Origin of the sequence: Vibrio sp. 10N.222.52.B12 (genome assembly GCF_002875385.1) — a bacterium.
Classification (GTDB): Bacteria; Pseudomonadota; Gammaproteobacteria; order Enterobacterales; family Vibrionaceae; genus Vibrio; species Vibrio jasicida.
The window spans coordinates 221272-236760 of sequence record NZ_MDAW01000121.1 but is presented as its reverse complement, the minus strand read 5'-3'; the positions used below and the strand labels follow the sequence as shown (position 1 = coordinate 236760).

9 protein-coding genes and 2 pseudogenes are annotated in these 15489 nt (G+C 44.6%); 6 read left to right on the top strand and 5 right to left on the bottom strand.

Annotated features, from left to right (window positions below):
• Nucleotides 1-598 precede the first annotated feature (598 nt).
• The 4 genes and pseudogenes from tssI to BCT11_RS28065 form a co-directional block, all read left to right on the top strand.
• Nucleotides 599-2674, top strand: a pseudogene (tssI, locus tag BCT11_RS15230) (type VI secretion system tip protein TssI/VgrG); the annotation flags it as partial.
• Nucleotides 2675-2991: 317 nt separating this feature from the next.
• Nucleotides 2992-4341, top strand: a complete 1350-nt coding sequence (locus tag BCT11_RS15225; RefSeq protein WP_102388636.1) for a hypothetical protein — start codon at nucleotides 2992-2994, stop codon at nucleotides 4339-4341.
• Nucleotides 4338-5327, top strand: a complete 990-nt coding sequence (locus BCT11_RS15220) for a PoNe immunity protein domain-containing protein (protein WP_102388635.1) — start codon at nucleotides 4338-4340, stop codon at nucleotides 5325-5327. The genes BCT11_RS15225 and BCT11_RS15220 overlap by 4 nt, the downstream gene beginning before the upstream one ends.
• A gap of 425 nt (nucleotides 5328-5752) precedes the next feature.
• The gene (locus BCT11_RS28065; protein ID WP_153645163.1) at nucleotides 5753-5920 is read left to right on the top strand and encodes a hypothetical protein; all 168 of its coding nucleotides are present in this window, start codon (nucleotides 5753-5755) and stop codon (nucleotides 5918-5920) included.
• A 107-nt stretch (nucleotides 5921-6027) separates the two neighbouring features.
• Here BCT11_RS28065 and BCT11_RS15210 read toward each other — a convergent pair whose 3' ends face one another.
• Nucleotides 6028-6297 (bottom strand): hypothetical protein, encoded by a 270-nt coding sequence (locus BCT11_RS15210; protein ID WP_133152150.1) that lies wholly within the window; start codon nucleotides 6295-6297, stop codon nucleotides 6028-6030.
• A 349-nt stretch (nucleotides 6298-6646) separates the two neighbouring features.
• Nucleotides 6647-6793, bottom strand: a pseudogene (locus tag BCT11_RS15205) (transcription elongation factor GreB); the annotation flags it as partial.
• 479 nt (nucleotides 6794-7272) lie between these two features.
• Here BCT11_RS15205 and ompR point away from each other — a divergent pair.
• The gene (gene ompR, locus BCT11_RS15200; protein WP_005430151.1) at nucleotides 7273-7992 is read left to right on the top strand and encodes a two-component system response regulator OmpR; all 720 of its coding nucleotides are present in this window, start codon (nucleotides 7273-7275) and stop codon (nucleotides 7990-7992) included.
• Nucleotides 7993-8117: 125 nt separating this feature from the next.
• On the top strand, nucleotides 8118-9410 hold the full coding sequence (gene envZ, locus BCT11_RS15195) for a two-component system sensor histidine kinase EnvZ (protein ID WP_038876979.1): 1293 nt from the start codon (nucleotides 8118-8120) through the stop codon (nucleotides 9408-9410).
• Nucleotides 9411-9487: 77 nt separating this feature from the next.
• Here envZ and BCT11_RS15190 read toward each other — a convergent pair whose 3' ends face one another.
• The 3 genes from BCT11_RS15190 to recG all read right to left on the bottom strand — a co-directional run bounded on the left by BCT11_RS15190 (nucleotide 9488) and on the right by recG (nucleotide 15432).
• Nucleotides 9488-10879: a uracil-xanthine permease family protein gene (locus BCT11_RS15190; protein ID WP_039985618.1), complete on the bottom strand. Its 1392-nt coding sequence runs from the start codon at nucleotides 10877-10879 to the stop codon at nucleotides 9488-9490.
• A gap of 252 nt (nucleotides 10880-11131) precedes the next feature.
• Nucleotides 11132-13117, bottom strand: a complete 1986-nt coding sequence (locus BCT11_RS15185) for a S9 family peptidase (RefSeq protein ID WP_102388632.1) — start codon at nucleotides 13115-13117, stop codon at nucleotides 11132-11134.
• A 233-nt stretch (nucleotides 13118-13350) separates the two neighbouring features.
• Nucleotides 13351-15432, bottom strand: coding sequence for an ATP-dependent DNA helicase RecG (gene recG, locus BCT11_RS15180; protein ID WP_102388631.1), 2082 nt, complete (start codon nucleotides 15430-15432; stop codon nucleotides 13351-13353).
• Nucleotides 15433-15489 lie beyond the last annotated feature (57 nt).

Here is a 15489-nt window from a genome sequence, read left to right as displayed (position 1 = left end):
CAGGTGTCGTCTACTCGACAAAAGCTTGCTACAACAAAAGACAGACAGCGACAAAAAGCATCGAAAAGTTTCGAACTTTATTGTTACTTTTTGCTTTGAGTTGGCCTATTTAGTGAAATTGAGTTTTGACCTTTATTGTCACTTCTTTGCTATAGCGCCACGTGGCAATCAGCCCTGCGTAACAGAAAAGTTTTAATCTTTGTTGTTCACCGACATTAATCATAGTTTAGCTGGCAGGCAAATCATGATGAGCATTAATCGATAAAACAATTCGTTACGGGCTCAAATTTTTATCTTCTTCTAGGGCAACTTCCTTAAAGTATCGTGTCACTCTCAAATATTTTTGCTCACCAACATCACAAAACTGAACTGTTAGAGATGGCCTAAATCCGCTCATATCACTATGCAAAGTGTGAACTTTCAGATTGGAACATTTAATCTCTCTACCTACTCAACCAAATGCACTATTGAATGCTCACATTTCCCGTTAAATCACCACGGTGATGAGTGTCATGGAGCTTGATACAGTTCGACTATTTAACGTGTGGCGGTGAACCCTTTTCCGCTCATTTCCTCGTTGTAATAAGAGCCGAATGGTATGGTTAATGATGTAAATTTCACCTTTGATGTTTCCGGGTTCTCCGGTGCATTTAAAGTCGAAAGCTTTCGAATAACAGAGACAGTCTCTTCCCCCTTTGAAATGAACCTGACGGTGTTGTCCGACGACGATGCCATCACGTTTGATATGTTAAGCCGAAAAATGGGCGTCCTAAGCCTGTTTGGTCAAGGGGTGGGAACGGCTCGTCAGTTTAACGGCAGCATCTCTGAGCTTCGCTATTTAGGTACTGGTCGCCGCTTCTCGCGTTATCATATTACCGTGGTTCCACACCTTTGGTTTCTTACTCAGCGCCAAGACTGTCGAATCTTTCAGATGCAAGCGGCTCCCGACATCCTTCGTCAGGTTTTTGATGACGCAGGCATGAGCGATTACCGCTTTGAACTATCAGCGCAATACGAAGCGAAAGAGTACGTTCTCCAATACCGTGAGAATGACCAGCACTTTGTGCAGCGATTAATGGCAGAGCATGGCCTTTGGTATTATTTCGAACACAGTGACGCTGGGCATACTATGGTCATCGTCGATAGCAACGATGCGATACCAGAGCTGATTAACTCGCCTAGCAATGCATCATATCTAGGACCAGTGATTTATCATGCCCAAGGTGGTGGCACGCCAGATAGAGAGCATATCTTCGACCTTGAGCAAATCCATCGTACTCGCACTGGCATCGTCAGCTATGGCGATTACAACTATCTCACGCCCAAAATCCCGCAAGGTACAAGCGCCGATGAAGGCCCAAACTTTGATTTGCAGCGCTACGACTATCTTGGTCGTTACACAACGCCAGAATTAGGTCAGAAGCGTGCAATAGAGTGGATGTCCGAATACACAGTGGACAGCCATCAGATTGAAGCTGCGAGCGATATCATGCGTCTCACCGCAGGTTACAGCTTCGATATCAGCCAGCATCCTCGTTCCAACATCAACCGTGATTACCTCATGTTGACGGTGATGCACACAGGCTTTAACCCTCGTGTACACGAAGAAGAATCGAGCGATGAGCCTACAACTTATCACAATCAGTTTGTCTGCTTACCACGAGACGTAACATTCCGTGCGCCTAAAATGGCGTCATCTGTCGTTGATGGTCCTCAAACTGCCGTTGTGGTTGGTCCTGCGGGTGAAGAAATCTACACCGATGAATATGGACGCATCAAAGTTCAGTTCCATTGGGACCGCTATGCGCAAAGTGATGAACATAGTTCATGTTGGTTACGTGTTAGTCAATCAATGGCAGCACCAAACTGGGGAGCAGTCTATCTACCTCGCATTGGGCATGAAGTGATTGTGACCTTCCTAGAGGGTGACCCAGACCGCCCACTAGTGACGGGCGCGGTGTACAACGGTTTACACACGCCGCCATACCCATTACCAGAAAATAAAACGCGCACCGTATTTAGAACCCAAAGCCATAAGGCCGAAGGTTACAACGAAATGTACTTTGAGGATGAGAGTGACCAAGAAGAGGTTCACTTCCGTGCTCAAAAAGACATGAAGACCAAAGTGCTCAATAACCGTTACCGAGATATCGGTAATGATGAAGAGTTAAAAGTCGGCAACAAACAAGAAAATAAAATTTTAGGTAACCGTAAAGAAGAGATTGATGGTCATAAGACTTCTATAGCTAAACAGACCTTCACTGAAGAAATCATTGGGGATGTTTCTGCTTCATACAATACAAACCTTAGTAAAAAAGTCACCAATAACCAAAGCAAAAAAATTCAATATAATCAGAAAACTATCATTGGAAAAAGCGATGAACTATTGGTTGATGGCGAGTTATCTCAAGAGATTTGGCAGTCACGTTCGATTGATGTCGGCGGAGATGATAACCAAAATATCGGGCAGCATTTGACTGTCAGAGTGGGTAGCAATACATCTATCAAGTCCGACGGAAAAACGGCTGTGATCAGCTCAGACGAAATTCAATTACAAGTTGGTGCTTCAGGTTTATTACTAAAAAATGATGGGAAAATACACTTATATGGCACAAGTGTAACGGTTGACGGTGCGTCTAACATCAGCGTTAAAGGTGCCAAGGTAAATATGAACCCTAGTTCAGCGAAGAAAAATAGAGTCGATAGACCATCATTGGTTCGTAAGAGCAGAGCGGCTCATGAGCGATTCTTGGAATTTTTCTATCAAAGTAGCGAACTCGCGCCCATACCAAACGTCCCTTATCGCGCAGTCTTTTCAGACGGCTCCCAGCTAACAGGGACTCTTGATTCCGATGGATATGCCCGTTTAAACAAACCTGCGGATGGCTATGTAGAGATTTATTATGAGCCAGAAGAAACCTACCAAGATCTTGATCGAGAGCCAATTTCTAACCTGTTGAACAATATCGATAAGTTGTAAAGGAGCAATACATGTTAGGTAATGATATTTTTGAAGCGCTCTATGACAACTTAGAACAAGCGGTAGGCAATGCCGAAGGGTTCATTAAAGAAAAAGCCCAACAACTTTCTGATGCTGCATCGGCAAGTTTTGAATGGATTTGGGAAGCCTTGCAAGGCGACTTCAATGAAGACATGTCTACTGGTCAAATTGCCGCGAATGCTTTATTAGGGCTCATCCCAATCGTTGACCAAATCCTAGACTGTCGAGATTTAGCCGCTAACTGCCGAAAAATACATGAAGAGCCTGAAGATAGCTGGGCTTGGGTGGCACTGGTTCTTACCTTGATAGGTTTAATCCCCACGTTAGGTTCCGCTGTTAAAGGGGTGCTAAAGATAATATTTCTTTTTGTTCGTAAATCTGGCGGAGATATGGCAAAAGCGCTGGGGCGTTCATTAAAACCGATCAATACATTTTTGCTGGACCCAAAAGTACAAAAGGTTCTAGGAAATATCAGCGTACCATCAGTCCTTAAAGATGTGGTTGAAAAACTTAATAGCATCAAAAGTATGCTATCTACCAGTACACTACTTAACCTGTTTGATGAAGTGATTAATACGTTTAAAGGGCTAATAGCAAAACTGAAATCACTTGCTCCGGATGAAGTAATAACGTGGATGGAAAGTGCTCTTAGAAGCATGCAATATGTGCGAACACAAGCAGATAAGATGCTTCCCAATGCTTTAAAAGAAGCGATTTATAAATTAGAAGATCTTGAGCTTGCGCTAAAAAAACAAATCAAGAGCCTGGAGCAACCTCACAAGGCGTTAGCCGACACTAAATCTATCCATAGACTTGATGATAGTGTTGCTCAAATTGATCCCCATATCATTCGTTCGATGAAAAACTCCCAAAAAGGGATATATGGCGAGATTATCAGCGATCACCATATGAAAGAGCGAGGCTTTATTAACTTGTTACCTGAAGACCGGCAAGTTAGGAAGATGACAGATAAGCCCCGTGGGCGAGGTATTGACGGTATCTACCAAAATACTAATCCGCCGCCGCCCTATGTTGTTACTGAGACTAAGTATCGAACCAAAGCTGGAAAATACATTGATGACGATGGTATTGCGAAGGATACAATGCTTAGTAAAACTAAGGGAAGTACGGTTAATGGTATGAGCTACCCACCTGCGAAGCAGATGAGTGATGGGTGGATAAAGCCACGATTATCGGAAGAGATCGATTACAAAACATTCAAAGACATTACAAAGAAAGAATATGAGAGATGGTTAATGATTGTAGATGAATCAGGAGAAGTAATTAATATCACCAAGCTTGATAAAAACGCTAAAGCACAAGGAAACGTAAAGATATGAATTTAACTGAACACAACTTTACTAAAAAGCGTAGAGATCCTCTTCTAACACTAGATACTTACACAGAGCTACAAGAAAATTTAGAGGATTTTTATCAAGATGAAGATTTTCATCAGATTAAAAATGCCGTATCTGAAGAATTGGATCGCCGTTCAGGCATTAGTTGGATGTTGGCTTTGAATCGATATGAAAATGCTATTTTATGCTATTCAGGAGGACTAAGCATAAAAGAAGTGAATGCTCTTACTGAACTCGCGCTAAAAAATCTAGAAAAACACAAACATGACTTCCCTGATCAAAAATTTTTATTTTGGGAGCCCGATTCCTTCCAATTCTTGTTGTGGTGTTTAAGTTTTGTTGCGCTAACTGGAAAAACAGAGTATCTATCAACCATCACTCGCATGTATGGAACGTCACCGGAGGTGAGTGGTGAGGCTTGCATGGCTCAGTTGTTCCGCTTGTTTAATGTTCATGGTATTCCAGATAACACTGAAGAAGCTCTGGTCTTTCCCGACAGCTACCAGCATTTGTATAACGCGATAAAAACGGGTCCACTGGAGCCGAGTAAAAAAGAGCGTGAAGAAAGCGTTAAAACTTACCTTCGCGGTTGGTATAAAGGCATGAAAGATTGTTATTGGCATAATAGACACAAAGCACGTTTTCCAACTTTTTTTGGTTATTGGGCATTGGAAGCCGCCATGATCACTTTGCTATTTGATTTAGATGATACTGGTTACAATCATTTGCCCTATTACCCGAAGGATTGGGTAGCAGAAGCACGTAAACAAGGTTTTGATAAGTTGATACTGAAGGCTAATTTATCGCCTATCCAAGTCGCATTTCCAGAAACAATGTGTCCAATGACAGGGGAATGGCAATCTAACCTTTCTTCTGAGGTGCTTTCTCTCAAAGAAGGAGAAATAATGCCGGGCCCACTACAAGATGAAAATGAAACCTCTTACTTTTGGGTTTTGCAAGAAGCTTGACGACCATTACTCTAAGCCTCTCGCCCAACATTTGTTGGGCGTTTTTATATACGCATACAAACTTATAAAAGACTTCTGTTTGCATCTAGAAAAAGAAGAAACACAAAAACCATACCTAATTATCTGTGTTCATTTTATTCCTTTTCTTGCGCATATTTTACGCAAAAATAAAAGGCGAAAACAGTTTCAAAGCCACTGTATGACTAGTTATAACGACTTCGTTCCTATTTTAGAAAAGGCTTTGATTGCTACTAGCAAGAAAGCACATTTGCGGTCTTGCTCCACTGTATTGTATCGTTCCCAAAACACCCAGTGACTTTGCCTATTGAATCAATTGATGCTTAAATCACACACCGAAACACTGATGTTGGAACGAATATCTGTGCGATTTTGTCCTATACGGGATCGGTTATTGGAGGCTGAAAGTGAAAAAAGTAGAATTAGAGGATGCGCCAAAGATTAATGTGAAAGAAGTCATTGAACAGCGCAGGCTTAGTAAAATAAAGATGGCTAACAAACTCCTCAAGCAGACATCTAGTCAATCTTCTATGACGTACCCAACAGTTACCGTTAAGAAACTGAAATCTTCCTAATACTCGAAATCATGGCAAAAGAGTCCGCACTTCTTAAGTGACTAAATCAGGCTCAAGCTCCGGTCTCATTGTTGCGCTCACATGCCCTGTAGCCATATCAACAACCGTTATATTTCTATCATTTTTTCCAAAGATAAACGGCTTCGCTGAAAGTAGCGTTCTAAAGTATCAAGATCTGGGTTGGCCTCATAAAACGCTTTGGCTTTTTCTTCTTCTAAAGGTGTTATTGGCATTCCCCGGTTAATCAAGTGAGCATTCTCTATATTTTTGAGTCGTCGGTTTTGTATGTCTTCAACTGTTAGGTAAGTTTCTTTTAATAGTTTATGCGGGGGAAGATAATGTTCGATTTGAAAAAAGCACCCATTCATTTCTTCCAAATAACGCTCGGCTATTGCCCATCCCAGAAACCGGTGCACTCCTAGTGTCAGTCACAACCTCGCCTAGATTCTGTAGAATATTTAATTAAACTCACTTTTAGGCAAAAACAACTTCATTTCGCAGGTTGTGAATCGCGCCCAGCGAAACGAATCTCCGGCGTGAAAAAACGCATTTTCGTTTTCCATGCCTCTTCAGCATGTTTGTTTCTTGGAACAAAACCAAGTGAGAGTAGATGATACTTGTGAAAGTGAACTCTTAAAATAGTACGACTTGATAGTATGGTAACTATTTATGAGTTACGAATAGACAAACAGTACCATGAAATTAGTACATCTTTGGTGGTTCTAACTGATAATCTGCGTTTTCGCTTCGGTCGCCTAAGCTTGCTGCCCAAGTTACCTTTTTGGTGACCTCTGGGCGTTCTTCTCGCCATAAAAAGTCGAGTTCTGTTTTTAGGCGATTGTAGCCTTCACGGGTAATTAAATTGGTTTTCATTAGAAGTAAATCAGCCGTTATTGGATTCTGTTGATCATATACCCAAGTAACCTCAAGATGCTAGGTTCAGCGAGAATGACTTGGTTTGTAGACGCGGCGGCGATTTAAAGGTCTAGTGGACCTAAATCAAGAATCGGCAACAAAGTATACAAGCCAAGACAACTCGCCCTTCGGGAGCGTGTCATTGCCCCGACTTCTGTGTCAAACAACTTGGAAAGAGCTGGCTATTACGCTGCGTTGTTTTCCTTGAACTCGAATCAATGACAGCGCTCTGAATCCTGCATCTTGAAGTCACTTGGGTATAGCAGCCTTGATTTTGTCTGACTGTAAATTGTTGTGAAGGGAAGAAAAACAAGGTGAAACATGGGAATAATCCATCAAAATCGTGGCTAAGATAAAAAGAGTAACAATTTGCACAAGCACGTTTGAAAAAACAGTGATACATTTTTGACTATAGATGCCTCTGAAAGGATGTTTCAATGCAGGAAAATCATAAAATATTAGTGGTTGATGACGATGCTCGTTTGCGTGCTCTTTTGGAGCGTTACCTTTCTGAGCAAGGTTTTCAGGTGAGAAGTGTCGCTAACGGTGAGCAGATGGATCGTCTTCTGACCCGTGAAAACTTCCACCTTATGGTGCTGGATTTAATGTTGCCGGGCGAAGATGGCTTATCAATTTGTCGTCGTTTACGTCATGCCAACAACATGCTACCTATTCTGATGCTGACAGCGAAAGGCGATGAAGTCGATCGTATTGTTGGTCTTGAAGTGGGTGCCGACGATTACCTACCGAAGCCGTTCAACCCACGTGAATTGCTGGCTCGAATTAAAGCGGTACTTCGCCGCCAAACGGTTGAACTACCTGGTGCGCCAAGCACGGAAGAGAAAGTCGTTGAGTTTGGTGACTTCCGTCTGAACCTCGGAACGCGTGAAATGTTCCGTGGCGATGAAGCAATGCCACTGACTTCTGGTGAGTTCGCGGTACTTAAAGCGCTAGTGACCAATGCTCGTGAGCCGATGTCGCGTGATAAGTTGATGAACATGGCTCGTGGTCGTGAATACTCAGCGATGGAGCGTTCTATTGACGTGCAAATTTCGCGTCTACGTCGCATGTTAGAGGATGATCCAAGTAAGCCGCGCTACATCCAAACGGTGTGGGGTTTAGGCTACGTGTTCGTCCCAGACGGAAAAGAAGCGTAATCACCTCAAAGGTCTGCCGATAATACTCGGCTGCTCATATTCCACCCTCAAGCCTCCTTCCTGTTTGAGGGCTGGAAACTCGCAATTAATGTTGTTCACTAGGAACAGTCCATTAGGGATCCTCCATGCGAATCCGAAGTTCATTTACACAATCCATTTTACTGTTCATTTCTTTGCTTCTCGCTAGCCAAGTCTTTTCTTACTACGCCGTTTTTAATTACGCGTTGATGCCAAGTTTGCAACAGTTCAACAAAATTCTCGCTCATGAATTGAATTTGGTTCTTGATGAAGATGGTTTACTCAAGTCTGATGCACCTCTGCGTCACCAATTGCTAGAAAATCTTGGAGTAACAGTACATAGCGTTGATAGCGAGATGATGAATGAGTTCAATCATGCGATGTCGATTGACTTGATGTCAGAAGAAATGTCGCAAGAGCTTGGCTCACCAACGGAAGTTCGTTTGCTACTTGGCAGTGAGAGCTACATTCTGTGGATGCGCATCGATCAGTTGCCGAACTCCATCATTCGTATTCCGCTCTCTGAACTGCAAGAAGAAGATTTTGCTCCGCTGTTCCGTAACAGCTTGATCATGGCGCTTCTTATCATTGCTGGTGGCTGGTTGTTTATCCGTTTGCAAAACCGACCTTTGATTGCGTTAGAAAAAGCCGCGAAAGGAGTAGGTCGAGGTGAAATTCCGCCGCCATTGCCAGAGAAAGGTGCTTCAGAAATCCGCTCTGTAACTCGCGCATTCAACCAGATGTCGAAAGGTATTCAAGAGCTGGAAGAAGATCGTGCGCTACTAATGGCAGGCATTAGTCACGACTTACGCACGCCACTGACGCGTATTCGCCTCGCGACAGAAATGATGTCACCTGAAGACAGTTACTTAGCCGAAGGCATCATCAGTGATACCGAAGAGTGTAACGAGATCATCAGTCAGTTTATGGACTACCTCAAGCCAGTAAATAAAGAGTCGTTTGAGCAGGTGGACATCAATACCATTACCAGCGATGTAGCAACGTCGGAAGGGGGTTATGAAGTCGAAATCGAAACTGACCTCAACCCTACGATGCCAACCGCGAAAGGCAGTCCAATCGCGATTAAACGCGCGGTGAGTAACCTTGTGGTTAATGCTCTACGATACGGCAATGGCTGGGTGAAAATCAGTACGGGCGTCACGGCCGACAAACAGTTGGTGTGGGTTTGCGTTGAAGACAATGGCCCGGGTATCGAGCAGTCGCAAATTGCCAAGCTGTTTGAACCTTTTACTCGTGGTGATACCGCGCGAGGCAGTGAAGGGACCGGATTGGGCTTAGCCATTGTGAAGCGTATCGTTAGCCAACATTCTGGCTCGGTTGTGGTACGTAACCGCAGTGAAGGCGGGTTAAGCGCACAAATCAGTTTCCCAACCAAGTAAGCTTTCTTGCTCAATCGATTCCAATAAAAAAGCCCAACCTATGACTAGGTTGGGCTCCCCGATCATCCTAGGCAAGGTTAGGATTCTTTTACCTCTTGAGCAACCAGCTCATCTTCCTCTTCCAGTTTCTCTGGAAGCAGTAGGTTCAATACGATAGCGGTGATGCCGCCTGCCGCCACGCCTGTTGAGAAAATACTCTTAATGAACTCCGGCATGAATTGCAGAATTTCTGGTTTTTGTGCAATGCCCAAACCCATTGAGAATGACAGCGCCATAATTAGGATTGCGCGGCGATCGAGGTCAACACGAGAGATAATGCGCACGCCCGCTGCGGCAATGGTGCCGAACATCACGATGGTTGCGCCGCCCAGTACTGGCTCAGGAATCAGCTGAACAAAGCTTGCCACACCCGGGAACAGACCCAGAATCACCAGCATGCCTGAGATGAAGTAACCTACGTAACGGCTTGCTACGCCAGTGAGCATTATGATGCCGTTGTTTTGGCTAAAGGTAGAGTTCGGGAAGCTGTTGAATACTGCTGCAATCGCTGAGTTCAGGCCGTCAGCTAATACGCCGCCTTTGATGCGCTTCATGTAAACCGGGCCTTTCACTGGCTCTCCAGAAACTTCAGACGTTGCGGTAATGTCACCAATCGCTTCTAGTGCCGTAATGAAGAAAATCAGAACCAATGGAATAAACAGCGACCAGTCGAAGCTTAAGCCGTATTGCATTGGGATCGGCAGTGCGATGAGGTCAGTTTCGCCCAGTGTTGAGGTGTCGACCATGCCCATGAAGTACGCCATGACGTAGCCAACTAGCATTGCAATTACAATTGATGCAACGCGTAGGTATGGGTTCTTTGAACGGTTAAGAATTACGATTAGGCCAAGTACTGTACCAGCTAGAGCTAGTTTATCTAGGCTACCGAAAGAGCCATCGCTCATCGCCGCGTAGCCACCACCCATTGATACTAAGCCCACTTGGATAAGCGTCAGGCCGATAAGCGTCACGACAATGCCAGACACCAATGGCGTAATGATGCGGCGTGCGTGTTCTAGGACGCGAGATAGCAGGATTTCAGCAAAAGAAGCTACCAAGATAGTACCGAAGATCGCTGCCATCATAGTGCTGAGATCTGCGCCACCTGCTTTAAGAGAAAGACCTGCACCAATTATTGGACCTAAGAAGTTAAAGCTGGTGCCTTGCACTGAAAGCAAGCCAGAGCCGATAGGGCCAAAGGTACGAATTTGAATAAAGGAAGACACGCCAGATGCAAACAATGACATGCTGATGATGGTGTTGGTTTGGTCAGCAGGCACACCCAAAGACTGACAAATGATCAGAGAAGGAGTAATAACGGCTACGAACATCGCCAATAAGTGCTGAAGTGCAGCAAAAATGGTCTGAGGTAGTGGTGGACGATCGTTTAACTGATAGACCAGTTCCGAAGTTCGGTTTGAAGTTGTCATGTTTGTCTCGCTAGTCGCAATAAATCTTGCCCCAGAGCTCGCTGAATGGGAGTGCTGGGTGGAGTTGACGTTATGACCTGTGATTGCTGTTAATCAGTGTCAACTCAGGTTGGTTTGATGTGACAAGGTGCACACCATAAATTTTGAGCGCGATTATAGAGGGATTTATTCAAAAAGCAAACGTTTGCTTTGAGCTAAAAAGAAAAGGCGATAACGGAATGGCTATCGCCTTTAAGGTTTTACCTTGGGAGGTTAGTTTTTTAAGTGCTTATCGAAGAAGCCCAACACATGAGCGTAATATTTAGCTCGGTGTTCATCTTTGTAAAAGCCATGTCCTTCATCGTCTAACACAAAAGATTCGTATGGGTAGTTGAGCTTGTCGAGTGCTTTAGCCATTGCCTCATAATGTTCAATGGGCGCACGTTGATCTTTTCCACCATGCACGAGAAGAATAGAAGCTTTCAACTTGTCTGCATTATGAGTTGGAGACATGGCTTTCCAGACTTTAGGGTCGGTTCCCAGTACTTCTTTCAAATAGCTTAACCCCATGCGACTATCGGGCACATCACCTTCGGTGAACATCAACTCAAGGTCATAAACACCGGCACTGCCCACTGCGCACTGGAATAACTCAGGTGCAAGGGTGGCGGATTGCAATGCACTGTATCCACCAAAGCTTCCGCCAGAAATACAGATGCGTTCTTTATCTGCTATGCCTTCTGCGACAATGTGTTTGGTGGCGTCGATGATGTCATATTGAATGTTCGTTCCCCATTTACGATAGCCAGCCTCTTCAAACTGCTTACCGAAACCACCACTACCACGGAAGTTTACTTGCATCACAGCATAACCATTGTTAGCGAGAAACTGATTCTCCTCGGTAAAACGCCACCAATCTCGTGGACCATGAGGACCGCCATGCGGATTGACGATAAGAGGGAGATTTTTTGCTTCAGTATTTGGAGGCAATGTCAGATAGCCTGATATGGTTTTCCCGTCTCGACTGGTGAACTCAAAAGGCTTCACTTCGGCCATTTTCTCTGGGTCTAACCACTCTCGTGCCGAGAACAGATAACGGATTTCTTTTGGCTCGGTGGTAAATAAGTAGTAATCCCCAGGATTTCTATCGTTAAAGGCCATGATGACGTAAGCGTCACCAGCTTCTGTCTCACTGACTAGGCGAACTTGATGACCAGACAGAGAAGTGAGGATTTGCTTTAAGTATTCGCTGCGTTTGTTTTTTGGATCAACAAAGGCATAAGTAGGGTAATCACTTTCAAACTCGACCGCGTAAAGTTGCTTTGAGTCTGGATCTAACCAATATTCCTTCGGATCGACGGTATCATCCGAAGCAACTTTTGTACTTTTACCGGTTTTTAAGTTGAGGTGATGGATTGCTCTTGGCTCACCTGACTGACTTATCGCGGCATAAACGGAATCTTGATTCTCTGCAAAGGAGATAGGATAAAACTCTTCGAAATTTTTTAAAGCCGCCAATTTATCGGAGCTTTTCCATTGATCGTTGACGCGATAATAAAGCTCGACTTTGTTATTGCTATTCAAGCCTGAAACAAAGCGAACTTCACCATCATGGTCGGTGAGAAACCGACTAAACGGGATGGGTGCTGTCGTTATCTTTGAGCGCCTACCGGTGTATACGTTGACGCGGTACACCTCTCTTGGCGCTTCTAAGTTGAAACTGTATTCACCGAGAGGAAGAGCAGAAACTAAGATATGGCGGTCGTCTTCAGGCAGAATATCTAGGACATCACCGTAAGCTCTTACGATAGAGGATGCTCGCACTAGGCGGCTAGTTTGAGGAGGGTTATAACCAAATATATAAGCGTATTTGTTTCCATCCACATTGGCCGAGACGAGTTCGCCGTAGTAGCGAGGGGCGGTAGACCAACTCTTTAAATATTCTTTGGATGCGACAACACGTTCATTATTGACCCAATAATAATCACCCACTTGCTCGTTACCTGAGAAGCGCAGCACACTGCTCGGCTGCATGGTTTGACTGTCGAGTATAACCAAAGCATCTTTACCATCGATACTGGATTCAAAGGCTAAGTGCTTGCCGTCAGGTGATATTTTTGGATTAAAGTAAGCCGAACTTTTGGCAAAAAGCTCAGCCGACTGAAGAATCGCGCTCTGTTTATCTTGCGCTGCTATGGGGGCGGAGTGTACAGAACCAACTAATGCTGCTGTGACCGCAAGCAAGGTACGTTTTTTCATGCATCTATCCTTGATGACATTGTGTATTTATGATGTTTTTATATCCGCTTGGATCATTAACTTTATGTAGAGTTTGCTTGCTCTAACTTGTCGTAATTATTGAATAAAGTCGAGTTGGCTTTTATTAAATGAGATATTCATTGGCGCAATGAATGTATGCGAAACCTACCTTACAGAACAGTGTCTGTAAGGTAGGTTTATTAATGGAGCGAGGGTAGGTGAGAAAAAAGAGCTTACGCCTTAGAGTAAATGTCACGCTCACCTAACCAACGGTCAATAATTGCTGTCGCATTCGTTGGGTAGTTGTCATGAATGTAACGCGCGATGCGTTGAACTTCCGGAATTAAGCGCTGATCTCGCACTAAGTCGGCAATTTTAAAATCGGCCAAGCCAGTTTGTTTGGTGCCAAGAAGCTCACCCGGTCCACGAATCTCTAAGTCTTTCTGTGCAATCACAAAGCCGTCATTGCTTTCACGTAATACGCCTAAACGTTTTTGGGCGGTTTTTGATAGTGGCGAGTGATACAGCAACACACAATGGCTCGCCACTGAACCTCGACCAACACGACCTCTAAGCTGGTGCAACTGAGCTAAACCCAAGCGTTCTGGGTTCTCGATGATCATCAGGCTTGAATTGGGCACGTCCACGCCAACTTCAATCACTGTCGTTGCAACCAGTAAATGCAGCTTATTGTCTTTGAAATCCTGCATCACCGCTTGCTTCTCGGCGGGCTTCATTCGTCCGTGCACGAGACCAATTTTTACGTCAGGCAGTTTACGTTGCAGCTCTTCAGCGGTATCAGCGGCGGCTTGAGCTTCCAAGACTTCAGATTCATCAATTAAGGTACATACCCAATACGCTTGTTTGCCTTCGTTTAAGCAAGCATTGCGCACTCGTTCGACGATATCATCGCGTTTGGTGTCTGGAATCGCGACGGTCTGGATTGGTGTTCGACCTGGCGGTAGCTCATCAATCACCGACGTTTCTAAGTCGGCATAAGCAGTCATGGCTAATGTTCGCGGAATCGGCGTTGCTGTCATGATGAGCTGATGTGGATAAGCGCCTTGTTTCGCGCCTTTCTCACGCAGCTCTAAGCGCTGGTGGACACCAAAGCGGTGCTGTTCATCAATAATGACTAACGCAAGATGATGGAACTCAACATGCTCTTGGAAAAGGGCGTGAGTGCCCACTACCATTTTCGCTTCACCGCTGGCAATGCGCGCCAATTCGGCTTCTTTGGCTTTACCTTTCAATTTACCCGCAAGCCAACCGACCTGAATGCCCATTTTCTCGAACCAATTAGCGAAGTTAATCGCGTGCTGTTCGGCGAGCAGTTCGGTGGGTGCCATTAAAGCGACTTGATAGCCGTGTTCAATGGCTCTGACGGCAGCAAGCGCAGCAACTAAAGTTTTCCCCGAGCCTACGTCACCTTGAACAAGGCGCATCATTGGGTGGTTTTTTTCTAAGTCAGCTTCAATTTCTTTAACGACTCGTGCTTGAGCATTGGTCGGCGAGAAGGGTAATTGAGCCAGTAGTTGCTTTTTCAGCGAGTCACACGACGCCAAAGGCAATGCAACGTCCTGTTGTCCTTTGCTGCGCACTGCCAACATAGAGAGGTTCTGCGCCAGTAACTCTTCCATGATCAAACGAATTTGAGCTGGGTGTTTACCTTCATCAAACTCATCCAAATTAATGGTTGGAGGCGGTCGATGAATCGTATGCAGCGCTTGCGACATGGTGATCTGGTGATCGTACAAACCGGAAGGTAGCAACTCTTGTACTGCGGCTTTATCGAGGAGTGATAAGGCTTGTTCCGTCAGGTTACGCAAAGTGATTTGGCGTAACCCATCGGTGGTTGGATAAACGGGGGTTAAGCTCTGTTCCACATCCGGTTTTTGTTCACTTACATAAAACTTGTAGTCAGGGTGAACAATTTCTAAGCCCATCCCGCCACGCTTAATTTCACCGTAAGCGTGTACTAACTTACCATTCGAGAAGTTGTTCTTCATCGCGGCAGTAAAGTTAAAAAAGCGTAGGGTAATCGTGCCATTGCCGTCGCTGATTTTTATCGTCAGCATTTTGCGTTTGCCGAAAGTAGTATCGACAGCCATGACTTTGCCCTGTACCGCCGCCCAAAGTCCGGCATGCAGTTTGGCGATTGGGTAAATGCGAGTGCGATCTTCGTAACGAAGAGGAAGATGAAACAGTAGATCTTGAACGCTATGCAAGCCAACTTTGGCGAGTTTTTCTGCGACTTTAGCGCCAACTCCAGACAGAGAAGTTAAAGGAACAGCAGATAACATTTGGGCAGACATAGTGGGCTCAAGAAAATAGTTAACATAGCAGTATGTTAACCACTAAGCTGTGTTTTT